The organism is Saccharomonospora sp. CUA-673 (assembly GCF_001942305.1).
Lineage (GTDB): Bacteria > Actinomycetota > Actinomycetes > Mycobacteriales > Pseudonocardiaceae > Prauserella.
Genome location: NZ_MKKE01000036.1, coordinates 19,933 through 42,892 on the forward strand (window position 1 = coordinate 19,933; position 22,960 = coordinate 42,892).

Below are 22,960 nucleotides of genomic sequence, written 5' to 3' on the forward strand. Positions count from 1 at the left end.
TCAGCCCAACTTCGGCGGGACGAGCTGCAGGTAGATCAACGTGATGACGGTGTTGACCACGAACAGCAGCAGGAACGTGATGACGACGGACTGGTTGACCGCGTCCCCGACTCCCTTCGGACCGGGCGGCGGGTTCAGCCCGCGGTACGCGGCGACGACCGCGGCGAGGAACCCGAAGATGAGGCCTTGAGCTCGCCGACCCACAGGTCCGGCAACTGGGCCAAGGCAGAGAAGCTCGCCAGATATGCACCCGGCGTGCCGTCCTGCAGAATGACGTTGAAGAAGTAGCCACCGAGCACACCGATGACGCTGACCATGCCGTTGAGCAGGACCGCGACGAGCATGCACGCCAGCACCCGGGGCACCACGAGGCGCTGCACGGCCGAGACGCCGAGCACCTCCATGGCATCGATCTCCTCGCGGATCGTCCGCGCGCCGATGTCGGCACAGATCGCCGAACCACCGGCACCTGCCACGAGCAACGCCGTCACCAGCGGCGCGGCCTGCTGCACGGTCGCGAGCACACTGCCGGCACCCGTGTACGACTGCGCGCCCAGCTGGGTGGCGATCGACCCGAACTGCAGCGAGATGATCGCGCCGAACGGGATCGCGACGAGCGCCGTCGGCAGGATCGTCACGCTCGCGATGAACCACGCCTGCTGGATGAACTCCCGCACCTGGAACGGACGCTGGAAGATGCCGCGGAAGATGTCGAGGCCGAGAGCGAAGAGCTTGCCGGTCTCCCGAAGCATCCCGACGCCGGGGACGGTGCCGGCCCGAGCGCTCATCGCCCGCCCCGCTGTGGCGGCATCCGGCGCGTCTGTCCGCCCTGGTCCGCGGGCCACTGCTGATCGGTGGGCAGGTTCGCCACGTCGTCGGTGGGCAGGTTGCCGCGGTGCGGCGGCAACGTCGAACCGGCCGTCACCGACGGCTCGGGGATGCCGTAGTGCCGACGCTCCTCCGGCGACAGCGAGGCGATGATGCCCTCCTGCGCGGCGGCCGGCAGCGTGTGCAGGATCTGCACGACCCGGTCCTTGCGGCGCACAGCACCCTGCCGCACCGGCAGCCCGGGGGTGGGCTGCAGCTGCGGCACGATGCCGCGCACGTCCTCGGTGGACCCGTCGTGGTGCCCGCCGTCGGCCATGGCCTGCTCGAGCGCCATCTGCGCCGAGTCCTTCTCCTCGCTCATGCCGATCGGGCCGAGCCTGCGGCCGTTGAGGAACTGCTCCACGACCGGCTCGTCGGAGGTCAGCAGCACCTCGCGCGGCCCGAACATCACCAGCTCCTTGCGGAACAGCATGCCCAGGTTGTCCGGCACGGTCCGGGCGAGGTTGATGTTGTGGGTGACGATCAGGATCGTCGCGTCGATCTGTGCGTTCAGGTCGATCAGCAGCTGCGACAGGTAGGCCGTGCGCACCGGGTCCAGACCCGAGTCCGGCTCGTCGCACAGGATGATCTCCGGGTCCAGCACGAGCGCGCGGGCCAGACCGGCGCGCTTGCGCATACCACCGGAGATCTCACCGGGAAGCTTGTCGTCGGCGCCCGCCAGACCGGTCATGTCCAGTTTGTCGAGCACGATGTTGCGAATCTCGGTTTCCGACTTCTTCGTGTGTTCCCGCAGCGGGAACGCGACGTTGTCGTAGAGATTCATCGAGCCGAACAGCGCGCCGTCCTGGAACAGCACGCCGAAAAGCTTGCGGGTCTCGTAGAGCTGACGCTCCGAGCAGGTGACGATGTCCGTGCCGTTGATGACGCACGAACCCTTGTCGGGTTTGAGCAGGCCGATCATCGACTTCAGGAACACCGACTTGCCCGTACCCGACGGCCCGAGCATCACCGACACCTCTCCAGGCGGCAGGTTCAGCGTCACGTCCCGCCAGATGGCCTGCTTGCCGAAGGACTTCGTCAAGCCCTCGATGACCACCTCGGCACCCATCGCACCCTCCTGGAGCGGTTCCGCGGCCGCGGATAGCGGGTGCTGCGTGTTCACCAGGCAGCACCGCCATGTCCACAGCGTCTTCCTTCTACGAGCAACGAACGAAGCCCGTATAAGTTACTCACTGGTTCACACCCGAATGCAGCACCTGGGTGAGTCGACCTCACGCAGTGTGTGTCGATCCGGGTGTGATGTGGGACTGCAAGGTAACCCACGGCGTGACGCGGCGACGAGGTGCCGGTCGACGAATGTGAGAAGCCGACACGGCGTGTGATCGGGCGCACATGGCACAACAACGAAAAAGCGGGCGGACATCGCGTGGATGTCCGCCCGCTTTCGCGATGCGATCTGCGCCCCTGCACCAGGCGCGGGGATCACTTCAGCGAGACCTTGCCGCCGGCCTCTTCGAGCTTGGTCTTGGCGGCCTCGGCGGCCTCCTTGTCGACCTTCTCGAGCAGGGCCTTCGGGGCGCCCTCGACGAGCTCCTTGGCCTCCTTCAGGCCGAGGCCCGAGATGACCTCGCGCACGACCTTGATGACCTGGATCTTCTTGTCGCCGGCGTCCTCGAGGACGACGTCGAACTCGTCCTGCTCCTCGGCGGCGGCGGCGCCGGCGTCGCCCGCACCCGGGGCGGCGGCCACGACCTGGGCGGCCGGGGCGGCGGCGGTGACGTCGAAGGTCTCCTCGAACTTCGTCACGAACTCGGACAGCTCAAGCAGCGTCAGCTCCTTGAAGGCGTCGAGCAGTTCGTCGGTGCTCATCTTCGCCATGGTGGCGTTCCTTCCTTGCGATCGACTCTGGAGTCGGGGTGGGTGGTGTGATCAGCTCTCGGCGTCGGAGCCGGATTCGGACTTCTGCTTGTCCTCGAGCGCGGCGGCGGCGCGGGCCATCTTCGACAGCGGCGCCTGGAACAGCGACGCGGCCTCGGACAGCTTGGCCTTGAACGCGCCCGCCGCCTTCGACAGCAGCACGTCGCGGCTCTCGAGTTCGGCAAGCTTCTCGATCTCGCTCACGCTCATCGGACGGCCATCCATGTAGCCGCCCTTGATGACGAGGGCTTCGTTGTCCTTCGCGAAGTTCTTCAGCGCCTTCGCGGCGTCGACCGGCTCACCTTCGACGAAGGCGATCGCGGTCGGCCCGACGAAGAGCTCGGTGACCTCGTTGACGCCCACCTCTTCGGCGGCACGCTTGGCGAGGGTGTTCTTCGCGACCCGGTACTTCACGGTGGGGCCGAGAGCGCGGCGCAGCTCACCGAGCTTGGACACGGAGAGGCCGGAGTACTCGGTGATGACCGTGGCCGAGCTGTTGCGGAAGGAGTCCGCAATCTCGGCGACCGCCTCAACCTTCTCGGGCTTCGCCATGGTCGCCTCCTCTCTTGGCTGGTGACCACTGGCGCCCCGGACTCACCCGGAAACGACGAAACGCCCCGGCGCGGCGGGCACAGGGGCCGGCGCAGCAAGCACGGGGCGTCGATACACGCGGGTGGCGCGTAGGATCCTCGTTCCTCCTGCGCGGGCCGCCGCCTGCGTGGGCGGGCCTTCGTTCCCGAGGAAACCCGGGAAGACCAGCGGTCTTCGGTAGAACCGCGAACAACTATACGCGCCGGTCACGGTCCCGCCGCAGGAGGGTGCCCCCGGCCGAATCCGCGACCGGTTCGCGAGCCGTTCCCGGTCGCGGACCGTGAGCAGGCATCATGGGCGCGTGACGGAGCACAGGCCCGAGGACCACGGACCGCAGGGGCAGGACGCACACGGCGCCGAGCCCGGCCCGGCAGACACCCCGACCCCACCGTCGGGCATCGAGCCGCCGGGCACCGAGACGCCCGGTACCGAACCGCCGAGCACCGAGCGTCCGGTGCCGAGACGCCGGGGACCGAGATCCAGCCTGCCCGCGCCGCCGGCGGCGAGCCGACCGCGCAGTCGGCCGAGCAGCCGGTCGACCCGGAACAGCTGCGCCAGTTCCAGCAGTTCCAACAGTTCCAGGAGTTCCTCAAGTTCCAGCAGGCCCAGCAGGAACAGGGCGGCTCGGTGGTCCCGTCCCCGCAGCACCCGCCCGCACCGCACCCCGGCCCGCAGTACCCCGCGCCGCACTACCCCGAACAGCAGTACCCGCCGCAGCAGCCGGGGGCGCACGGCAGCGTCGCGACGACGAACCCGCAGGAGCTCGAACCGCGTCCGCCCCGGCGGCGACGCAAACCCCCGCGGTGGCTGGTGTGGCTGGGTAAGAAGGTCCTGGCGTGGCTGATCGCGTTCCTGCTCCTGGCGATCGCGGCGACGTGGGCCTACAACCACTTCTTCGGCGACTCGGGCGCCGGGCAGACCACCGAGGAGTACGCCGAGCACGGCGGCGGCACCTACCGCACGAACGAGCTGCTCTCGGACGAGCCCTACGAGGCGGTCCGGCAGGTCTACGACGCGATCGCCCAGACCGACCCGGAGACCGGCGGCCCGCTGGTGCCGCAGGCGTGCGGCCGGTTCGCCGAACGGACGCAGCAGACCTTCGCCGAGAACCTCGGCCACGCCGACTGCCGCGAGGCGGTGCGGGCGCTGCACGAGGAGGTCACGCACGTCAACGACTACGCCGAGTCGATCTTCACGCGCGGCTACCTGCCGACGTCGGAGCAGGAGCGCATCGACTCGTGCTCGTTCACGATCTCCGGCGGCCCCGCGCTCGGCGTGTTCGTCGTGGAGAAGCAGGACCACGCGGGCCAGTGGCTGATCACCGGCCACGAACCGGGCCCGGAGAACTGCCCCGCCCCGCCGGCACCGCAGCCGAGCAACTGACCGGGCGCCGCAGAACACCAACACGGCGACGTGGGGTGCTGACACGGCGAAAGGGGCGGCCCACCCTGTCGGGTGGACCGCCCCTTTCGGTGTGTCAGTGCGCTCGGTGGCCGAGCGTCAGACCGCGGCGTCCTCGGAGAGGAGGTCGCGGGTACGCGTCGGGTCGACCGGGATGCCCGGGCCCATCGTCGTCGCGAAGGTGACCTTCTTGACGTAACGGCCCTTGGCGGCCGACGGCTTCGCACGCAGGATCTCGTCGAGCGCCGCGGCGTAGTTCTCCACGAGCTTCTCGGTGTCGAACGAGGCCTTGCCGATCGCCATGTGCAGGTTCGACTGCTTGTCGACGCGGAAGCTGACCTTACCGCCCTTGATCTCCGAGACGGCCTTGGTGACGTCCGGGGTGACGGTGCCGGTCTTCGGGTTCGGCATCAGGCCACGCGGGCCCAGAACGCGGGCCACGCGGCCCACCTTCGCCATCTGGTCGGGAGTCGCGATCGCGGCGTCGAACTCGAGCCAGCCACCCTGGATGCGCTCGATGAGGTCGTCGGAACCGACCACGTCGGCACCGGCGGCTTCGGCCTCGGCGGCCTTGTCACCGGTGGCGAAAACAGCGACGCGGACGGTTTTACCCGTGCCGTGCGGCAGGTTCACGGTGCCGCGGACCATCTGGTCCGCCTTGCGGGGGTCGACGCCGAGCCGCATCGCGACCTCGACCGTGGCGTCCATCTTGACGTTGGACGTCTCCTTGGCCAACTTCACCGCGTCGAGCGGCGCGTACAGCCTGGTCTGGTCAATGAGCTCGGCGGCCTTGCGATAGGCCTTGCTGCGCTTGGTCATGCTCTGTCCTTCGAATGCTGAGGTGGATCAGTTGTGGTGCGGGCCAGCGCCTGGCCCTTCCACGGCGGGGCCTCGCTGCTGAGGCCGGCGCGACTTACTCGACGGTCAGACCCATCGACCGGGCGGTCCCGGCGATGATCTTGGCGGCCTGGTCGGTGTCGTAGGCGTTGAGGTCGGACTTCTTGGTCTCGGCGATCTCGCGCACCTGGTCCATCGTGACCTTGCCGACCTTGGTCTTGTGCGGCTCGCCGCTGCCCTTGTCGATGCCCGCGGCCTTCAGCAGCAGCTTCGCGGCCGGCGGCGTCTTGAGCTTGAAGTCGAACGAGCGGTCCTCGTACACGGAGATCTCGACCGGCACGACGTTGCCACGCTGGTTCTCCGTGGCCGCGTTGTACGCCTTGCAGAACTCCATGATGTTGACGCCGTGCTGACCGAGCGCGGGGCCAACCGGGGGCGCCGGGTTCGCGGCGCCCGCCTGGATCTGCAGCTTGATGATCGCTGCAAGCTTCTTCTTCTTGGGTGGCATTTCCGTTTCCTAGTTCAGCGTTGCTCTCCCCACGCACCTGCCGTGGCGCGGGGGCCTTCCGGTCGCCGCTGGAGCGACCGTCAGATCTTGGAGACCTGGTTGAACGACAGCTCGACCGGCGTCTCGCGGCCGAAGATCGACACCAGGACCTTCAGCTTCTGGCCACCGGCGTCGACCTCGCTGATCGTCGCGGGCAGCGTCGCGAACGGACCGTCCATGACGGTGACCGATTCGCCGACCTCGAAGTCCACCTCGACCGCGGACGTCGACGACGTGGCCTCGGCCTGCGAGCCCGCCGCGGCGGGTTCGCTCTTGGCCGCCTTCGCCGGCGCCTCCTTCTCGACCTGCGGCGCGAGGAACTTCAGCACCTCGTTCAGCGTGATCGGTGAGGGGCTCGATGTCGCGCCCACGAAACCGGTCACCCCGGGCGTGTTGCGCACGGCGCTCCACGACTGGTCGTTGAGCTCCATGCGGACCAGGATGTAGCCGGGCAGAACCTTACGGTTCACCTGCTTGCGCTGGCCGTTCTTGATCTCGGTGACCTCTTCGGTCGGAACCTCGATCTGGAAGATGTAGTCCTCGACGTCGAGCGTCTGCGTACGCGTCTCGAGGTTGTTCTTCACGCGGTTCTCGTAGCCGGCGTACGAGTGCACGACGTACCACTCGCCGGGCAGCGACGAGAGCTCGGCGCGGAGCTTGGCGACCGGGTCGAGCTCCTCCTCGGGCTCGGCGGCGTCGTCCGTGGTGTCCGTGGTGTCCGTGGCTTCCGCGGTGTCGGCGGTGTCCGCAGCGTCGGGAGTGTCCGTGGCGGCCGCAGTGTCCTCGGCGGCGGCAGCGTCCTCGGCCGGCTCAGCAGCTTCGGCGGGGTCGGCAGCCGACGACTCGACCGCCGACGTCGTCTCAGCGGCGTCGGCACCGTCGACCGTCTCGACAGTCTCAGCAGCCTCGGTGGCCGCGAGCACCTGCTCGTCTGAGCCGTTCTCGGAGGTCACTTTCCGTCCTCTCAGTTGATCGCGTGTGCGGTGACGGGCGCGACCGATCGCCCCCGCCACCTGCGCGGCCTGGCCAGGGCGTCAGTCGCCGAATACGAAGTCGACTCCCTGCAGGAAGACGAAATCGAGCAGGTAGACCAGGGCGATCATGAAGGCCACGAACACCAGCACCACGGCCGTGTAGGTGACCATCTGCTTACGGGTCGGCCAGATGACCTTCCCGAGCTCGCCCCAGACCTCGCGGAGGAACAGCACCATGCGGCCGAAGAGCGAACGCTTGTCGACCGTGGCCGTTCCGCCCCGCTTGGTCGTCGACCGGTCCTTGCCCGACGTCTTGCCGTCGGGGCCGGAACCGGCCTTGCCCTTGGGAGCAGACTTACCCGCTTTGGCGTCACTGCCCGTGCCGGCGCGGGCAGCGTCGCGTCGCTCGCGGCGAGCCGCGGCGCCACTCGGACGGGAGCTGGAGCTCTTCTGCTCCTTCTCCTTGTCCTTCTCGCCGTCCTCGCTCACGAGTCACTCCTCTGCCTCACCTGACACGTCAACGCAGGGGCGACAGGACTCGAACCTGCGACCTGCGGTTTTGGAGACCGCTGCTCTACCAACTGAGCTACACCCCTTCGAACGTTCTGCTTGCTCGTCGCCGCCCATCCGATCGCGTGGACGAGGGCAGGAGCAACCGTCGAACGTTCCAAGTGCAGAAGTCTACGGCAAGGGTGATCGCGCTCTGCAACCGAGCCCCTTCTGGCCGTCGGCGCCGGCGGCAACCGGCCGCGAACCGGCCGACGACCAGCCGACGACCGGCCGAGGACCACCGCACTGATCCGCGTCGGCCCAGAGCATCCCCGGCGCCGTACGCGTGGAAAACTGTAGCCATGGCCACTGCAGGAACCACATCCGCCCGCACCCGCTCGCGCGTGTCCGCCCGGATCGCCGGGATCACGCCGTCCGCGACGCTCGCGGTGGACGCGAAGGCGAAGGCGCTCAAGGCCGAGGGCCGCCCGGTGATCGGATTCGGCGCGGGGCAGCCGGACTTCCCCACGCCCGACTACGTCGTCGAGGCCGCGGCCGAGGCCACCCGCGAGCGCGTCAACCACGGCTACACCGCGGCAGGCGGTCTGCCCGAGCTGCGCGAGGCGATCGCCGCGAAGACGCTGCGCGACTCCGACTTCCGCTGCACGGCCTCGCAGGTCCTGGTCACCAACGGCGGCAAGCAGGCCGTCTACTCGGCGTTCGCGACGCTGCTCGACCCGGGCGACGAGGTGCTGCTGCCCGCGCCGTACTGGACGACCTACCCCGAGTCGATCACGCTCGCCGGCGGGGTGCCCGTGCAGGTGACGGCCGACGAGACGACCGGCTACCTCGTGACGGTCGAGCAGCTCGAGGCCGCGCGCACCGGGAAGACGAAGGTGCTGCTGTTCAACTCGCCGTCCAACCCGACCGGCGCGGTGTACCCGCGTGAGCAGGTCGAGGCGATCGGCAAGTGGGCGCTCGAGCACGGCATCTGGGTGATCACCGACGAGATCTACGAGCACCTGGTCTACGACGGCGTCACCGCCGCGTCGATGCCCGCCGTCGTGCCGGAGCTGGCCGACCAGACGTTGATCCTCAACGGCGTGGCCAAGACGTATTCGATGACCGGCTGGCGCGTCGGCTGGATCGTCGGCCCGGACGACGTCATCAAGGCCGCCTCGAGCTACCAGTCGCACCTGTGCGGCAACGTCTCCAACGTCGCGCAGCGCGCCGCGCTCGCGGCCGTGGCGGGTCCGCTCGACGAGGTGTATGCGATGCGCGAGGCGTTCGACGCGCGGCGCAAGAAGATCGTCTCGCTGCTGTCGGCGATCCCCGGTGTCGAGTGCCCGACGCCGGAGGGCGCGTTCTACGCCTACCCGTCGGTGAAGGCGGTGCTGGGCAAGGAGATCCGCGGCGAGCGGCCCGAGGACACGGTCGCGCTGGCCGACCTGATCCTGCGCGAGGCCGAGGTCGCGGTCGTGCCCGGCGAGGCCTTCGGCACGCCCGGCTACTTCCGCTTCTCCTACGCCCTCGCCGAGGCCGACCTGGTCGAAGGCGTCAACCGCGTCGCCGCCCTCCTGGCCGAGGCCCGGTAACCGACACGCACGTGGGGTGCCGACGCGCCGTGTCAGCACCCCACGTCGCCGTGTCAGCAATCCACGCGGCCGTGTTGGCGTTCCGTGTACGCGTGGCGCGCCCCGACGCCGGGTTCGTGAAGGAGAACCACCCATGAGGACGACCCGACTGCTGCTGGCGGCTGCCGGCATTCCGCTCGTCACGCTGGCCGCGGTGTACGTGCTGCGGATGTCGTGGGCGGACCGGCTGCCGAGCGCGGTCGTCTCGCACTGGGGCCTCGACGGGCCGGACCGCGGGACGGATCTGGCGGCGATGACCGGCTGGACGCTGGGCATCGGCGCGGCGATCGCCGTGCTCGCGGCGATCACGATGCTGGTGTCGGACCGGCGCGCGATCGCCCGCGACCTGGCCGCGACGCCGCGCAGTGCGGTGGGCTTCGCGGCGTGGGCGGCGACCCTGCCCGCCGGCATCCTCGCCGGGTCGATGTGGGCGACGCTCGACCTGCCGGCGTGGGAGCAGGCACGCGGCGCAGGCGGGGCGATCCTGCTCGCGTTCGGCATCAGCATCGCCGCCGGCGCCCTCGCCGCCTGGCTCGCCGGCACCATGCCGCGGCCCGCGCCCGCGGAGGCCGACCGGGAGCTGCCGTCCGCGGGGCTCGAGCCGGGGCAGGACCCGACGTGGAGCGGCGCCGGCACGAACTACCCGATGGCGTTCGTCGGGGCGGCCGTGCTCGTCGCGGCCGTGATCCTGCAGGTCGGCATGACCGACCTCGACATCATGCCGTACGGGCTGATCCTCGTCGTGGCGTTGCTGGCGATGTCGGCGGTGTGCCGCACGCAGGTGCGGATCGACTCGACCGGCGTGACGTTGACGCTGGGCCTGCTGAAGTTCCCGACGCGGCGCCTGGACCTCGACGAGATCGCCTCCGCCGACGTCGAGCAGATGTCGATGTGGGCGGGCGGCGGCTACGGCCTGCGCCGCGGGCCGTCGTACACGGCGTTCAAGGTGCGCGCGGGCGACACGCTGGCGATCACGCTCACGTCCGGCCACACGCTCAAGGCCACCGTCGACCACCCGGAACGGGCCGCGGGGTTGATCAACGACCTCGTCGGCGCCCGCGGCTGAGCCCGCTACGTCCGGACGACGACCTGGGCCTTGCCGAGGACGGTCCTGCCGTCGAACGTGGCGGTGATGTCGATGCGGGCGGTGTCGTCGTCGTGGACCTCGGCGACCTTGGCGGTGAACTCGACGAGCGCACCCTCGCCGTCGTCGGGGACGACGACCGGGCGGGTGAACCGCGCGCCGTACTCGACGATCCGGCCGGGGTCGCCCAGCCAGTCGCTCACGACGCGGCCGGCCAGGGCCATGGTGAGCATGCCGTGGGCGATGACGTTCGGCAGACCCACCTCGGCGGCGAACCGTTCGTTCCAGTGGATCGGGTTGAAGTCCAGCGACGCGCCTGCGTAGCGCACCAGCTGCTCGCGGGTGACGCGGACGGACAGGCCGGGCAGTTCGTCTCCGACGTTCACGACTGTTCCCCCCGGACGACGAGCTGGGCGTAGGTGGTGCACACGGGTTCGCCGCTCTCGGCGGTGACGTCGGCGTGCACGGTGAGGAAGTCGTTGCCCGCACGCGCGAAGATCTCGTCGATGTGCACCGTGACCTGCAGCCGGTCGCCGGCGTGGGCGGGCCGGTGGTGCACGAAGCGCTGGTCGCCGTGGACCATGCGGTCGTAGTCGAGGCCGAGTTCGGGGTCGGCGACGACGGCGTTGATGGCGCGCAGGTTGATGATCGTGAGGAACGTGGGCGGTGCGATCACGTCCGGGTAGCCGGCCGCGCCGGCCGCGTCGACGTCGCGGTACAGCGGGTTCTCGTCCCCGAGGGCGTCGGCGAACTCGGCGATCTTGGCGCGGCTGACCTCGTAGGTCGCCTCGGGCGGGTACACGCGCCCGGCGAATGACGGATCCAGTGGCACGGCGCGGAGCCTACCCTCACGTGAATTCCCCACGAACTGCGCTTTCCCGCCCCTGCACAAAGGAGCTCCCGAGGGCCCCATAGTCGCGTTGAACGCGACTATGGCCTCGGGAGCGTTAAGGGGTGACGAGGCGTCAGTTGAGCGAGACGCCGTAGGCGGAGATCGCGGCGTTGACCGGCTGGAAGTAGGAGCTTCCGCCGCCCATGCCCGAGGTGATGCCGAGGCCGGTGCTGCCGGAGAACAGGCAGCCGCCGGAGTCACCGGAGTTCACCGTCGCGCTGGTCTGCACGAGGCCGGTGACGGCACCTTCGGGGTAGTTCACCGTGACGTTGGTGGCCTGCACGGTGCCGCAGGTCAGGTAGGTCGTCGACCCGCTCTTGCAGATGTCCTGGCCGACGGTGGCGTTGGCCGTCGAGCTGATCGTCTGCGTGGTGCCGTCCCACAGGGTCACGGCGCCGGGGGCGCTGCCGGTGTCGTTGCGGATGAGGCCGTAGTCGTTGCCGGGGAAGCTGGCGTCGAGCGACGGGCCGACGTTCCACTCGGCGACACCCTCGGTGCAGTGGCCTGCGGTGAGGATGTAGTCCTGGCCACCGGAGTTGACGTTGAAGCCGGCCGAGCAGCGGCTGCCGCCGCCGGTGATGGCCTCACCGTTGTAGATCATGCTTTCCATGCCGCCTGCGACCTCTTCGACGCGCACGGCGTCGCCGAGCTTGTCGGCCTTGGCCTCGAGCTTGGCGGCCTGGGCGTCGGCGGCCTCGTCGGCGATGGTGAGCACGATCTGGTTGGACTGGGGGTCCAGGCCGACCGCGGTGTGCGGAACGCTGGTCGCCTCGAGCTCGGCGCGGGCGGCGTCGAGCTGTGCGGCGGTGTGGTCGACGACGTTGGCGGTGGCGCCGGCTGCCTCCACCGTGGCCGCGGCGGCCTCGGTGGCGACGTTGACGACGGCCTCGCCGTTGGCGTCGAGGTATTCGCCGACGATGTCGCCGGCGACCGCGGAGCGGATGTCGGACAGGGTGTCGACGCTCGCCTGTTGGGTTTCGAGCAGGTTCGCAGCGGCTACCTCACTGAGGCCCCGTTCACTCGACAGAGTGGATACGGCCTCGCTCGCGACGGCGTCCGAGTAGCCCTCGATACTCGGGACGGCTTGTGCTGTGGCCGGGGCGAACAGGCCCAGGGCCACGGCTCCTGCCGCGGCGGTGACGGCGGTCTTACGCGACGTTTTCATCGTGACAACTCACTTTCCCGCAGGGTTGGGATGTGTCGCCCGATAGTGTGAGGTCGGCGTGAGTTGCCGCGGTAGCTACTTAGGGTGGATCTTTCTCACCGCGGTCGTTTGTACTCAGTGGGTGACAAAGCGGGCATGGCGCGGCGTGCGGTGGGTGACAAAAAACCGCCCCCACCGTGCGGCGGGGGCGGTCTCGAAGCTGCGGGACCGGCGTCAGCGGGTCTCCTTGTGGGCACGGTGGGTGCCGCACTTGGGGCAGAACTTCTTCATCTCAAGACGGTCCGGGTTGTTGCGCCGGTTCTTCTTGGTGATGTAGTTGCGGTCCTTGCACTCCTCGCACGCGAGGGTGATCTTCGGGCGAACGTCGGTGGAAGAAGCCACGGTCTTTCCTCTTTCAACGATGAGTGGGCCACCGCCGTGGCCGTGTAGTCCGAGTAGCGGGGGCGGGACTTGAACCCGCGACACCACGATTATGAGCCGTGTGCTCTAACCACCTGAGCTACCCCGCCCTGTCCAACAGCTTCCCCCAAGACCCCAGCTGCAACCAAGGCACCAAGCCCAGCCCCAGCGGGGGGTCCCGGGGGGCGAAGCCCTCCGGGCGGGGGTGTGGGGGCTAGGCCCCCACAATGATCAGCGAGCGATGAAGGCTGATGCTTTCCATCAGCACACTACTCCCAATCGCGAGCCCCTTGACGGAATCGAACCGTCGACCTTCTCCTTACCATGGAGACGCTCTGCCGACTGAGCTAAAGGGGCGTGCTCAACGAGCCTCGAATAGAGTACCCGAGCGTGGCGCCGCGGCGAGCACCGGGGTCGGGATGCGCCGAATCCTCAGGTCAGCAGGGTGAGCACGGTTTCGTCGCGGTGTCCGATGGAGCGTGCGGTGCGGGCCTGCAGCCAGGCTTCGAGGCGGTCCTCGGCGAGGGGGCGCGAGATGAGGTAGCCCTGGGCGACGTCGCAGCCCATGGCCTCGAGTTGGTCGCGGGAGGCGTCGTCCTCGACCCCCTCGGCGACGACGGACAGTCCGAGCGAGTGGCCGAGTTCGACGATGGAGCGGACGACGGCGAGGTCGCCGAGGTCGGTGCCCATGCCGAACACGAAGCTCTTGTCGATCTTGACCTGGTCGACGGGCAGGCGCCGCAGGTAGGCCAGGGACGAGTAGCCGGTGCCGAAGTCGTCGACGGCGAGTTCGATGCCGAGTTCGTGCAGGGTGCCGAGGATCGGCAGGGCGCGTTGCGGATCGGCCATGACGGCGGACTCGGTGAGTTCGAACGTCAGCAGCCGGGCGGGCACGTCGTAGCGGGCGAGGGCGTCGGAGACCTGCGCGGCGAACCCGTCGTCGGCGAGGCTGCGCACGGACAGGTTGACGGCGACGGAGATCTCGAGGCCCTCGTCGAGCCAGCGCCGCACGCGGGCGAGCGCCTCGTCGAGGACGAACGAGGTGAGCGCGCCGACGAGGCCGGCGGCTTCGACGGCGGGCACGAACTCGTCGGGGTTGATGCGCCCGAACTCGGGGTGGACCCACCGCACGAGCGCCTCGACGCCGACGACCTGTTTGCCGGGCAGCGACACCTTGGGCTGGTAGTGGACGCTGACCTGGCCCTCCTCGAGGGCCTGCCGGAACTGGGTGACCATCTGGAATCGGCGCAGGAAGATCTGGCCCATGCTGGGCGCGTAGGCGCGGACCTCCTCGCCGCCGCGGGTGGCGCGCACGGCGACGTCGGCGCGTTGGAGGAGGGCGTCGACGTCGGGCGGGTCGCCGTCGTCGCCGGGCATGGCGGAGCAGGCGTAGCCGACCATGGCGTTGGCCTCGACGTTGAGCCGGTCGACGGGGTAGGGCTTGGACGCCTCGTCGCGGAGTCGTTCGGCGACGGCGCGGGCGACGTCGGGGCTGCGGTCGAGCAGCAGCGCGGCGAACGACGCGCCTTCGAGCCGGGCGAGCGGGACGCCGGGGCCGAGCACGTCGCGGATGCGCCTGCCGGCGGCGACGACCATCCGGTCGGCCCACGCGTAGCCGAGTGCGTCGCTGACGGTGGAGTAGATGTCGAGGTCGACGCGCAGGACGACGGCCCTGGCCTCGGCGCCTCCGGTGCGGCCGGCGGCCGCCGCGGCGCCCGGCGACGAGAGCGCCACGACGGGTTGGGCGGTGCGTTCGGCGAGCGGTTCGGCGGCGATCTGGCGGAAGCCGGGTCGGTTGAGCAGGCCGGTCAGCGGGTCGTGGTAGGCGTCGTGGCGCAGGGTGGCCAGCAGTCGCCGGTTGTCGAGCGCGGTGGCGAGGTGGCTGGCCATGGTGCCGAGCAGTTGGACGTCGTAGCGGCCGAAGCCGCGCCAGCGGGACAGCCGGTCGTGGGCCTCGACGAGACCGAGCAGCTGGTTGCCGCTGCGTAGCGGGACGACGAGGGCCTCCTGGGCGCCGCGTGCGGTGAGGGCGCCGCGTACGGAGGCGTTGCCGTCGGTGATGCGGAAGTGCCGCACGTTCGCCCCCGGCAGGCGCAGCAGGGCGTCGTCCGGGGTCAGCGGCTGGTCGGGCCCGTCGGCGCCGACGGTGATGACGTGCATCGGTTCGTCGGCCTCGAGACGCAGCCGCAGCACGACCCGGCCTGCGGCGAGCTGGTCCTTGATCCGCTCGGCGATGCTGTTCCACTCTTCGAGGTCGATGCCGGTGTCGAGTTCGCCGCCCGCGCCCGCGGGTTGGGCGGCGACCTGGTGGTCGGAGCGGGCGACCATGAGGCTGACGTCGAACAGGGCCTCCATGTCGCGCTGTTCGCGCAGCAGGTCGGAGTAGGCCCAGTAGAGGGCGACGAGGCCGATGCTCACGGCGACGACGATCGGCCACGCGCCGGGTGTGTTGGCGATGACGAGGTAGCCGGTGAGGCCGGCGGAGGCGTTGACGAAGCCGACGACGAGGATCCGCGCGGCGAGGCGGACGACGGTGCCGATCTGCATGCGGCGGCGCAGCACGCGGACGGCGGCCATCGCGAGGACGGTGCTGGCCAGCGGCGCGGCGAGGGTGCCGGCGAGGGCGGCGGGCCACGGCATGCCGCCGGGGTCGCCGAGGGCGCCCGCGACGGCGAACGCGACGGCGAAGGCCGCGGTCACCTCGATGAGGAACGCGCCGGCGTTGTACAGCACGCGGCCGGTGACCTTGCGTGCGAGCAGGGTCGTGATGCCGGCGACGACGTGGGCGGCGAGCACGACCTCGAACGGTGCGACGAAGAAGCCGATGACCAGGGGTATCTCGGTGAAGGAGATGGTCCACGAGATGCCGCTGCGCACGTCGACGTTGACGCCGAGCTGTTCGGCGCCGAGGAACGCGATGACCAGCGCGGGTCCGATCCACCACAGGTGCACCGAGCCCTCGAACGGATACATCCGCGACACGGCGATCGCGCCGAGCACGCCGACCGTGAGGACGAGGGCGGTGTAGATGCGGAAACGGAACTCGTCGCCGCGGGTCACGGCGGTGCTGGGCCGGTTTCCGGACGGGTTGGCCTGCCCCGGTTCGGGCTCGGGCGCGGCGGTTCGGTCGGCGGGCACGGACGAGTCGGGTCCCGACGACGCTCGGCGTGTCTGGCCCATGCCGTCTTCCCTTCCGTCCCGTCTGCCGGGTCACCCACGGGTTGCGCGTTCACAACTGTCCGCGAACGAGGCATAAACCGTACCCCGCACGGCGGATAAAGCATCTGATTTGAACACCGTCAGGTCAACTCGTGGTGATCGGTCGGTGAACGTGAGAGGTCGTTAACCGCCTGGGAGTGATACCTCATTCCGGTCGATCGCTGCCAGTAGCAGGCGGCGGTAACCCGTTGGCTGGCATTATGTCGACCAGGTGAGATCCGTCATAGCCGGGGAGGTCGCCTCCCCCGCGCCGCAGGGCTCGCCGGACACGGTCGCCGTCGAGGGTTGGAACCGGAGAACATGCAGGCAGCTGACACCGTCGTGTTGGACGAACACGCCAAGCGGGTCGCGAGCGCGGACTCGGTCCTGCCGCCGTCGACGCGCCCCGCGCCGGGCGCCGAACCGCCGTTGCGGGTGCGCGACGGACTCGCGTTCGCGAGCCGTTCGACGGTGCCGCCCGGGTCGATGGGGTCGCTGTGGCGGCCGCTCGTGGAGTACCGCCTCGACGTCCGGCTGGCCGGTGCCGATCCGGCGGTCGCGCTCGACGGGCTGCTGTCGCTGTGGGAGGAGCAGCTGGCCGAGGCCGTCACCTACGACGAGGGCTACGACTGGGACACCGCCGCCGTGGTGATCCGCCCCAGCCGGGACACCGCGGGCACGACAACCCTGCTGCGCAGGGGTTTCGCGCCGACGCGGGTGTTGGCGGTGCGGTTGGCGAACCGCCTCGGCGCGGGGCCGCCCGCGGTGCCCGGGGTGCGGATCCGGGCCGCCGAGGAGGCCGATCTGGCCACGCTCGCGGCGATGCGCGGCGAGCTGCACGCCTACGACGCGCAGTTCGGTGTCGTCACGCCGCGCGCGGACGCGGTGGAACGGCTCACCGAGGACGCCCGCACCCAGCTGGCCGAGGGGCGCACCGTGCCGCCGTTGTGGATCGCCGAGCTGTACGGGCGTCCGCTCGGGTTCCTGGAGGTCGAGTTGCCGCCGCAGTCGGACTGGATCTCGGGGTACGTCGACGCGGAGCGGGTGGGCTACCTGTCGTCGCTGCACGTGTCCGAGGAGGCGCGCAGCAGCGGTGTCGGGTCGGCGTTGGCCGCGCACGCCCACCAGCTGTTCGATTCCGAGGACGTCGACGCCGTGCTGTTGCATCACGCGTTGGACAGCCCGCGGTCGACGCCGTTCTGGTACGCCAACGGCTACCGCCCGCTGTGGACGTCCTGGTATCGCCGCCCGGCCGTCAGCTGACCCCTGACTTCCGCCGCGCGGCGAGCCGCTTGTAGACGAACAGACCGACCGCGGCGGCGCCGGCGACGACCACGACGACCTGGAAGACGCCGGAGTAGCGTTCGACGACGTGCCAGTTGGCGCCGAGCAGGTAGCCGGCGACGACGAAGATCGTGTTCCAGACGAGGCTGCCGAGGGTGGTCAGCAGCAGGAACACCGGCAGCGGCATCCGCGCGATCCCGGCGGGCAGGGAGATGAAGCTGCGCACGAGCGGGACCATGCGGCCGAAGAACACGGCCTTGGTGCCGTGCTCGGCGAACCACGCCTCCGCGACGTCGAAGTCCTCGGCCTTCATCAGCGGCACCCTGGCAATCAGCCGCCGGGTGCGTTCGCGGCCGAGCAGCCGTCCGACGAGGTAGACGATCAGCGCGCCGACGACCGAACCGGCCGTCGTCCACAGCAGTGCGCCGGGCAGTGTGAACGTGCCCTGCGCGGCGGTGAACCCGGCCAGGGGCAGCACGAGCTCGCTGGGGATCGGCGGGAAGAGGTTGTCGAGGCCGACCGTGAGGGCCGCGCCGGGGCCGCCGAGCGTCTCCATGACGTCGACCGCCCACCCCGCGAGCCCACCGAGTTCGCCCGTGCTCATCCGTCCCGCCTTCCGCCGCACGTCCCGCTTTGCGCCGACGTGGGCCCGCATGTCCGATTTCCGCCAGGGGCACGCCGGCCGACAACGTCGAACGTAGCGACATCGCAGGTCATGGGCCTAATCCGACTCACGGGGACCTCACGTCCGAATTCGGGGATGCGATCACCGGCGCAGGCTCGTAGCGTTCTGTCCGAGGCCGTCCCGCGCGGAGGTGGCAGTGACCACACACGACACACAGCCGCATCCACAGCACCGCGACACCGGCCCGCCGGCCGGCATCGAGCCGACGCGTACCGGCGGCGGTGGGCGCCGTCCGGGCAAGGCGGGGCTGCAGTTCCTGGTGCTGCTCCGGACGACGGACCACAAGGTCATCGGCATGCTGTACATGGCCACGTCGCTGGGATTCTTCATGGCGGGCGGGCTGATGGCGCTGCTGATCCGTGGGGAGCTGGCCAGGCCGGGACTGCAGTTCCTGTCGCCGGAGCAGTACAACCAGCTGTTCACGATGCACGGCACGGTGATGCTGCTGCTGTACGCGACGCCCGTGGTGTTCGCGTTCGCCAACCTGTTGATCCCGTTGCAGATCGGGTCGCCGGACGTGGCGTTCCCGCGGCTGAACGCGTTGTCGTACTGGCTGTTCCTGTTCGGCGGGCTGACGGTGTTGGCCTCGCTGCTGACGCCCGCGGGCGGCGCGGACTTCGGGTGGACCGCCTACGCGCCGCTCTCGCGGGCCGAGTTCTCGGTGGGTGTCGGCGGCGACCTGTGGATCGTCGGGCTGGTGGTGTCCGGGCTCGGCACGATCCTGGGCGCGGTCAACATGATCACGACGATCGTGTGCCTGCGCGCGCCGGGCATGACGATGTGGCGGATGCCGGTGTTCACCTGGAACATCCTGTTCACGAGCGCGCTGGTGCTCGCCGCGTTCCCGATCCTCACGGCCGCGCTGCTCGGGTTGTTCGCCGACCGGCACCTGGGCGCGCACGTCTTCGACCCGGCCAACGGCGGGGTGATCCTCTGGCAGCACCTGTTCTGGTTCTTCGGACACCCGGAGGTCTACATCGTGGCGTTGCCGTTCTTCGGCATCGTCACCGAGATCATCCCTGTGTTCAGCCGGAAACCGCTGTTCGGCTACCGCCTGATGGTGTACGCGACGATCGGCATCACGGCGTTGTCGTTCGCGGTGTGGGCGCACCACATGTTCGCGACGGGCGCGGTGTTGTTGCCGTTCTTCGCGTTCCTGACGTTCGCGATCGCCGTGCCGACGGGCATCAAGTTCTTCAACTGGATCGGCACGATGTGGAAGGGGCATCTGACGTTCGAGACGCCGATGCTGTGGTCGGTCGGGTTCATCGTGACGTTCCTGCTCGGCGGGTTGACGGGCGTGCTGCTGGCGGCGCCGCCCGTCAACTTCCACGTGCACGACACCTACTTCGTGGTGGCGCACTTCCACTACGTGCTGTTCGGCACGATCGTGTTCGCCACGTTCGCGGGTATCTACTTCTGGTTCCCGAAGTTCACCGGCCGGATGATGAACGAGCGGCTCGGCAAGCTGCACTTCTGGTTGACGTTCGTCGGGTTCCACACGACGTTCCTGGTGCAGCACTGGCTGGGTGCGGAGGGCATGCCGCGGCGGTACGCGGACTATCTGCCGTCCGACGGGTTCACGATGCTGAACACGGTGTCGACGATCGGGGCGTTCGTGCTGGGCGCGTCGATGTTGCCGTTCCTGTGGAACGTGATGCGCAGTTGGCGGTTCGGCGAGGCGAATCACCGGGACGATCCGTGGGGTTACGGCAACTCGCTCGAGTGGGCGACGACGTCCCCGCCGCCGCGGCACAACTTTGTCGAGCTGCCGCGGATCCGGTCGGAGCGGCCGGCGTTCGAGCTGCACTATCCGCACATGGTGGAGCGGCTGCACAGCGAGGGCCACGTCACGTTGTCGGGCAGGGTGAAGGAGTCGGACGTGTCAGACTCGGGTCGTGACTGAGCGACCGAGCAGGGCACGCGACAGGGACGCCGAGGGCAAGGCGCGGAACGCGCGGCCGCGCGACGGGCTGGGCCGGCCGTTGCCGTACGGCTCGCCGGGGGTCGAACGCGCGCCCGAGGGCATCGAACGCGCGCCGGAGGACACGATCCGTGAGGCGCAGACGCTGTTGGACGAGGGCAAGCCGTTCCACGCGCACGAGGTGTTCGAGGACGCGTGGAAGTCGGGCCCGGATGCCGAGGAGGGCCTGTGGCGCGGGTTGGCGCAGGTGGCGGTGGGCGTGACGCATGCGGCGCGCGGCAACCTCACCGGTGCGGCGTCGTTGTTGCGCCGCGGGGCCGACAACATCGAGCCGTTCGCCGCCGACGCCCCGTACGGGCTGGACGTCGCCGGGGTGTGCGCGTGGGCACGCACGGTCGCCCAGAACATGCCCACGCGCACGAACCCGCCGGACGCGGCGGACCTGTCGCCCCGCCTCCGCCCGTAGGGCTTTCGTCCGGCTACGCGGCCATTCCGTGGGGGTCGATGACGAACTTCTGGGCGGCGCCGCCGTCGAATTGGCGGTAGCCCTGGGGTGCGTCGTCGAGGGAGATGGTGGTCGCGTTGACGGCCTTGGCGATGTCGGCCTTGCCGCTGAGGATGAGGTTCATCAGCTGGCGGTTGTATTGCTTCACCGGGCATTGGCCGGTGGCGATGGAGTGCGATTTGGCCCAGCCGAGGCCGATGCGCACACCGAGTTGGCCTTCCTTGGCGTGGTCGTCGGCGGCGCGGGGGTCACCGGTGACGTACAGCCGGGGATGCCGAGTGATGCGCCGGCGCGGGCGATGTTCATGACGTCGTTGAGGACGGTGGCGGGTTGTTCGGCGGCGTCCTTGCCGTGGCCGCGTGCTTCGAAGCCGACGGCGTCGACGGCCGCGTCCACCTCCGGTTCGCCGACGATCTGTTCGATGGCGTCGGGCAATGGTGTGCCCGAGCTCAGGTCGACGGTTTCGCAGCCGAAGCTGCGTGCCTGGGCGAGGCGGTCGGGGATCATGTCGCCGACGATGACGGCCGAGGCGCCGAGCAGCTGTGCCGCGTGCGCGGCGGCGAGGCCGACGGGTCCGGCTCCGGCGACGTACACGGTTGATCCGGTGGTGGCCCCCGCGGTGTACGCGCCGTGGTATCCGGTCGGGAAAATGTCCGACAACATGGTCAGGTCGAGGATTTTCTCGAGCGCCTGATCACGGTCGGGGAATTTCAACAGGTTGAAGTCGGCGAACGGAACCATGACGTATTCGGCCTGACCGCCGATCCAGCCGCCCATGTCGACGTATCCGTACGCTGCGCCGGGCCGGGCGGGGTTGACGTTGAGACAGATTCCGGTCTTGCCCTCGTTGCACATGCGACAACGCCCGCAGGCAATGTTGAACGGGACGGAGCAGATGTCGCCTTCCTTGACGAAGAGGACGTCCTCGCCGAGTTCGACGACCTCGCCGGTGATCTCGTGACCGAGTGTCTGACCGACCGGAGCGGTGGTGCGGCCGCGTACCATGTGCTGGTCGCTGCCGCAAATGTTGGTGGTGACAATTTTCAGAATCGCCGCATGCGGCGCCTTCTTCTTGATTCCCAGTCCGTTAACGACGTCACCCGGAAGTTCCAGCTTCGGGTAGTCGACGGATTCGACCGCGACCTCACCGGGACCCTTGTACACAACAACGCGATTATCCGACATTGCGAACCCCTTTGTCTGCTCGCGGACAGGTTCGTACGTGCGCATAAGTCAACGTAGTCGCCATACCGGATGATCACCAGCCGGCGGGCACCGCCGAGTGATGCGCCCGCCGAATCCACTAGAACGGCGGAGTTTCAGGGTCGGGTGGTGGACTCGGGGTGAGGACGGGTTGACGGGTGGCCGTGTAGGTGCGTCCGAGGGGTGTGGTGATCGACATCCGTGCGCGCGCCACGTCGTAGCGGCTGAGCCAGCCGGGTGCGTGTTTCATGCGGTGGTGTCTGCGGCAGCGGGCCGTGAGGTTGGTGAGCGAGGTGGGTCCGTTGTCGCGGGCCCATTCCTGTTCGTGGTCGGCATCGCAGTGCCGCGCCGGCCGGTGACACCAGGGGATGACGCATTCCCGATCCCGCACCCGCATCGCCTCGCGGATCGTGGCCGTGGGTCGATAGCGGGACCGGCCCAGGTCGACCGGATCGCCCGTCGCCGGATCACAGAGGACCTTCCGCCAGACGCTCTTGGAGTTGGTCGCGATCTCGCGGCCGATGGCACCGGGGATCGGCCCGTAGCCGTCGAGCTCGGCACCGGACTCGGAGATCGACAGCGCCGTATCCACGGGCATATGCACGTAGACCACCGCAGACACCTCGGGAGCCTTCGCGCCGGGGTCGTTGCCGAGGAGCAAGTCGGCAACCACATCGGCACGTAGCTGGTCATAGGTGCGCTTGTGCCCGTCGCGTTTACGTTGCCGGGCCAGCGAGTCCACCCGGGCGTAGCAAGCCGCGGCGACCTCGGAGCGCATCGTGGAAACGAGCCGGGACTGGCAGTTTTCGCCGTGCTCGAGCGTGACCTTGCGCCCCTGGTCAGCCTTGCGAGCCCGCTCGAGCCGGCCGGCCGGGTCCACCTTGTCAACGAGCCGTCGAACCGCCCGCACCAAGTTGTGCGGCAACCACATGGTCTCCGCCGCCGAGGACAGCTTGTCGGCCAACAGCGCATCCACCTCGCGAGCGTGCGAGTCGGACAACACACCGGTCACATCAACAACCCGGGAGGCGGCGTAATACTCGATCTTCCCGCCCTCCATCAGCGATAACAGCCGAGGCATCCGCGACACCAACGACACCGCCGTATGCACCCGTCCAAGCACGAACTCCCGCGAAGCCCGATACTCCGGCACCAGCGACTCGGCAAACCACGCCAACTCGCCCTCGTCCGACGGCGCAGCCGAGGCCAACAGTCTCATCTCCTCAGCATCCATCCGTGCCCGCCGCGAATGAAGCGACTGCACAGACCGAGCAAGAGAATCACCGTTGACCACAACCCCATACTACCAAACACCAGTTCGACGAACAACCAACCGCCAACCCGAACCACGCCTGAGGCCGAGCGAAGCAAAGGCTCCCACCAAAGCCCACAACGCAACCACC

At 69.3% G+C, this 22,960-nt stretch carries 21 protein-coding genes, 3 tRNA genes and 2 pseudogenes; 6 read left to right on the plus strand and 20 right to left on the minus strand.

All coding sequences use genetic code 11. The features are described 5' to 3' along the window. The 5 genes and pseudogenes from BJF85_RS16970 to BJF85_RS30320 form a co-directional block, all read right to left on the minus strand. Positions 1 to 752 (minus strand): annotated as a pseudogene (locus BJF85_RS16970) (MlaE family ABC transporter permease). A 32-nt stretch (positions 753 to 784) separates the two neighbouring features. Continuing rightward, positions 785 to 1,936, minus strand: coding sequence for an ABC transporter ATP-binding protein (locus BJF85_RS16975; RefSeq protein ID WP_075848961.1), 1,152 nt, complete (start codon positions 1,934 to 1,936; stop codon positions 785 to 787). Positions 1,937 to 2,310: 374 nt separating this feature from the next. Next, entirely contained in the window at positions 2,311 to 2,706 is a 396-nt protein-coding gene (rplL, locus tag BJF85_RS16980) for a 50S ribosomal protein L7/L12 (protein ID WP_075848927.1), read from the minus strand. 51 nt (positions 2,707 to 2,757) lie between these two features. Further along, complete coding sequence (rplJ, locus tag BJF85_RS16985) at positions 2,758 to 3,297, minus strand: 50S ribosomal protein L10 (protein ID WP_075848929.1); 540 nt, start codon at positions 3,295 to 3,297, stop codon at positions 2,758 to 2,760. A 330-nt stretch (positions 3,298 to 3,627) separates the two neighbouring features. Beyond that, on the minus strand, positions 3,628 to 3,984 hold the full coding sequence (locus BJF85_RS30320; protein ID WP_255375700.1) for a hypothetical protein: 357 nt from the start codon (positions 3,982 to 3,984) through the stop codon (positions 3,628 to 3,630). On the opposite strand from BJF85_RS30320, the gene BJF85_RS16995 reads away from it, so the two are divergent. After that, a complete protein-coding gene (locus BJF85_RS16995) occupies positions 3,964 to 4,719 on the plus strand; it encodes a hypothetical protein (RefSeq protein ID WP_369822203.1) in 756 nt (251 codons plus the stop codon). The genes BJF85_RS30320 and BJF85_RS16995 overlap by 21 nt on opposite strands. A 117-nt stretch (positions 4,720 to 4,836) precedes the next feature. On the opposite strand, the gene rplA is transcribed toward BJF85_RS16995, so the two are convergent. The 5 genes from rplA to BJF85_RS17020 all read right to left on the minus strand — a co-directional run bounded on the left by rplA (position 4,837) and on the right by BJF85_RS17020 (position 7,691). Further along, a complete protein-coding gene (gene rplA / locus BJF85_RS17000; RefSeq protein WP_075848935.1) occupies positions 4,837 to 5,556 on the minus strand; it encodes a 50S ribosomal protein L1 in 720 nt (239 codons plus the stop codon). 94 nt (positions 5,557 to 5,650) lie between these two features. Beyond that, entirely contained in the window at positions 5,651 to 6,082 is a 432-nt protein-coding gene (gene rplK / locus BJF85_RS17005; protein WP_075848937.1) for a 50S ribosomal protein L11, read from the minus strand. Between the two features lie 80 nt (positions 6,083 to 6,162). Then, positions 6,163 to 7,074, minus strand: a complete 912-nt coding sequence (nusG, locus tag BJF85_RS17010; protein WP_075848939.1) for a transcription termination/antitermination protein NusG — start codon at positions 7,072 to 7,074, stop codon at positions 6,163 to 6,165. 81 nt (positions 7,075 to 7,155) lie between these two features. Beyond that, positions 7,156 to 7,584: a preprotein translocase subunit SecE gene (gene secE / locus BJF85_RS17015; protein WP_075848941.1), complete on the minus strand. Its 429-nt coding sequence runs from the start codon at positions 7,582 to 7,584 to the stop codon at positions 7,156 to 7,158. A gap of 34 nt (positions 7,585 to 7,618) precedes the next feature. Beyond that, positions 7,619 to 7,691, minus strand: a tRNA-Trp gene (locus tag BJF85_RS17020). Positions 7,692 to 7,946: 255 nt separating this feature from the next. Here BJF85_RS17020 and BJF85_RS17025 point away from each other — a divergent pair. Further along, positions 7,947 to 9,179: a pyridoxal phosphate-dependent aminotransferase gene (locus BJF85_RS17025; protein WP_083666497.1), complete on the plus strand. Its 1,233-nt coding sequence runs from the start codon at positions 7,947 to 7,949 to the stop codon at positions 9,177 to 9,179. Between the two features lie 133 nt (positions 9,180 to 9,312). After that, positions 9,313 to 10,284, plus strand: coding sequence for a hypothetical protein (locus BJF85_RS17030; protein ID WP_075848945.1), 972 nt, complete (start codon positions 9,313 to 9,315; stop codon positions 10,282 to 10,284). Positions 10,285 to 10,289: 5 nt separating this feature from the next. Here BJF85_RS17030 and BJF85_RS17035 read toward each other — a convergent pair whose 3' ends face one another. The 7 genes from BJF85_RS17035 to BJF85_RS17065 all read right to left on the minus strand — a co-directional run bounded on the left by BJF85_RS17035 (position 10,290) and on the right by BJF85_RS17065 (position 15,938). Then, a complete protein-coding gene (locus BJF85_RS17035) occupies positions 10,290 to 10,688 on the minus strand; it encodes a MaoC family dehydratase (RefSeq protein ID WP_075848947.1) in 399 nt (132 codons plus the stop codon). Then, on the minus strand, positions 10,685 to 11,134 hold the full coding sequence (locus BJF85_RS17040) for a MaoC family dehydratase N-terminal domain-containing protein (RefSeq protein WP_075848949.1): 450 nt from the start codon (positions 11,132 to 11,134) through the stop codon (positions 10,685 to 10,687). The genes BJF85_RS17035 and BJF85_RS17040 overlap by 4 nt, the downstream gene beginning before the upstream one ends. A 133-nt stretch (positions 11,135 to 11,267) precedes the next feature. Beyond that, complete coding sequence (locus tag BJF85_RS17045) at positions 11,268 to 12,359, minus strand: S1 family peptidase (protein WP_075848951.1); 1,092 nt, start codon at positions 12,357 to 12,359, stop codon at positions 11,268 to 11,270. 213 nt (positions 12,360 to 12,572) lie between these two features. Further along, positions 12,573 to 12,740 (minus strand): 50S ribosomal protein L33, encoded by a 168-nt coding sequence (rpmG, locus tag BJF85_RS17050; protein ID WP_075848953.1) that lies wholly within the window; start codon positions 12,738 to 12,740, stop codon positions 12,573 to 12,575. 54 nt (positions 12,741 to 12,794) lie between these two features. Then, positions 12,795 to 12,868 (minus strand) — tRNA-Met (locus BJF85_RS17055). A gap of 174 nt (positions 12,869 to 13,042) precedes the next feature. Beyond that, a tRNA-Thr gene (locus tag BJF85_RS17060) sits at positions 13,043 to 13,115 on the minus strand. A 75-nt stretch (positions 13,116 to 13,190) separates the two neighbouring features. Further along, entirely contained in the window at positions 13,191 to 15,938 is a 2,748-nt protein-coding gene (locus BJF85_RS17065) for a bifunctional diguanylate cyclase/phosphodiesterase (RefSeq protein ID WP_083666498.1), read from the minus strand. 339 nt (positions 15,939 to 16,277) lie between these two features. Here BJF85_RS17065 and BJF85_RS17070 point away from each other — a divergent pair, with 339 nt between their 5' ends. Next, on the plus strand, positions 16,278 to 17,219 hold the full coding sequence (locus tag BJF85_RS17070; RefSeq protein ID WP_075848965.1) for a GNAT family N-acetyltransferase: 942 nt from the start codon (positions 16,278 to 16,280) through the stop codon (positions 17,217 to 17,219). On the opposite strand, the gene BJF85_RS17075 is transcribed toward BJF85_RS17070, so the two are convergent. Further along, positions 17,212 to 17,844, minus strand: a complete 633-nt coding sequence (locus tag BJF85_RS17075; RefSeq protein ID WP_075848967.1) for a DedA family protein — start codon at positions 17,842 to 17,844, stop codon at positions 17,212 to 17,214. The two genes, BJF85_RS17070 and BJF85_RS17075, sit on opposite strands and share 8 nt — an antisense overlap. Positions 17,845 to 18,121: 277 nt before the next feature. On the opposite strand from BJF85_RS17075, the gene ctaD reads away from it, so the two are divergent. Both ctaD and BJF85_RS17085 read left to right on the plus strand, forming a co-directional pair. Further along, positions 18,122 to 19,831 (plus strand): cytochrome c oxidase subunit I, encoded by a 1,710-nt coding sequence (ctaD, locus tag BJF85_RS17080; protein WP_075848969.1) that lies wholly within the window; start codon positions 18,122 to 18,124, stop codon positions 19,829 to 19,831. Then, a complete protein-coding gene (locus BJF85_RS17085) occupies positions 19,824 to 20,315 on the plus strand; it encodes a DUF309 domain-containing protein (protein WP_075848955.1) in 492 nt (163 codons plus the stop codon). Before ctaD ends, BJF85_RS17085 begins: the two co-directional genes overlap by 8 nt. Before the next feature lie 13 nt (positions 20,316 to 20,328). On the opposite strand, the pseudogene fdhA reads toward BJF85_RS17085, so the two are convergent. Beyond that, positions 20,329 to 21,539, minus strand: a pseudogene (gene fdhA, locus BJF85_RS17090) (formaldehyde dehydrogenase, glutathione-independent). Between the two features lie 118 nt (positions 21,540 to 21,657). Next, on the minus strand, positions 21,658 to 22,851 hold the full coding sequence (locus BJF85_RS17095) for an HNH endonuclease signature motif containing protein (RefSeq protein WP_075848957.1): 1,194 nt from the start codon (positions 22,849 to 22,851) through the stop codon (positions 21,658 to 21,660). Positions 22,852 to 22,960: the final 109 nt, after the last annotated feature.

Excerpts from the sequence above, each read along its gene's own strand:
- rplA (WP_075848935.1), bottom strand. The coding sequence starts at position 5,556 with ATGACCAAGCGCAGCAAGGCCTATCGCAAGGCCGCCGAGCTCATTGAC.
- BJF85_RS17070 (WP_075848965.1), top strand. The coding sequence starts at position 16,278 with ATGCAGGCAGCTGACACCGTCGTGTTGGACGAACACGCCAAGCGGGTC.
- BJF85_RS17045 (WP_075848951.1), bottom strand. The coding sequence starts at position 12,359 with ATGAAAACGTCGCGTAAGACCGCCGTCACCGCCGCGGCAGGAGCCGTG.
- BJF85_RS17030 (WP_075848945.1), top strand. The coding sequence starts at position 9,313 with ATGAGGACGACCCGACTGCTGCTGGCGGCTGCCGGCATTCCGCTCGTC.
- rplJ (WP_075848929.1), bottom strand. The coding sequence starts at position 3,297 with ATGGCGAAGCCCGAGAAGGTTGAGGCGGTCGCCGAGATTGCGGACTCC.
- BJF85_RS16975 (WP_075848961.1), bottom strand. The coding sequence starts at position 1,936 with ATGGGTGCCGAGGTGGTCATCGAGGGCTTGACGAAGTCCTTCGGCAAG.
- BJF85_RS17075 (WP_075848967.1), bottom strand. The coding sequence starts at position 17,844 with ATGAGCACGGGCGAACTCGGTGGGCTCGCGGGGTGGGCGGTCGACGTC.
- BJF85_RS17025 (WP_083666497.1), top strand. The coding sequence starts at position 7,947 with ATGGCCACTGCAGGAACCACATCCGCCCGCACCCGCTCGCGCGTGTCC.
- rplL (WP_075848927.1), bottom strand. The coding sequence starts at position 2,706 with ATGGCGAAGATGAGCACCGACGAACTGCTCGACGCCTTCAAGGAGCTG.
- rplK (WP_075848937.1), bottom strand. The coding sequence starts at position 6,082 with ATGCCACCCAAGAAGAAGAAGCTTGCAGCGATCATCAAGCTGCAGATC.
- BJF85_RS17065 (WP_083666498.1), bottom strand. The coding sequence starts at position 15,938 with ATGGGCCAGACACGCCGAGCGTCGTCGGGACCCGACTCGTCCGTGCCC.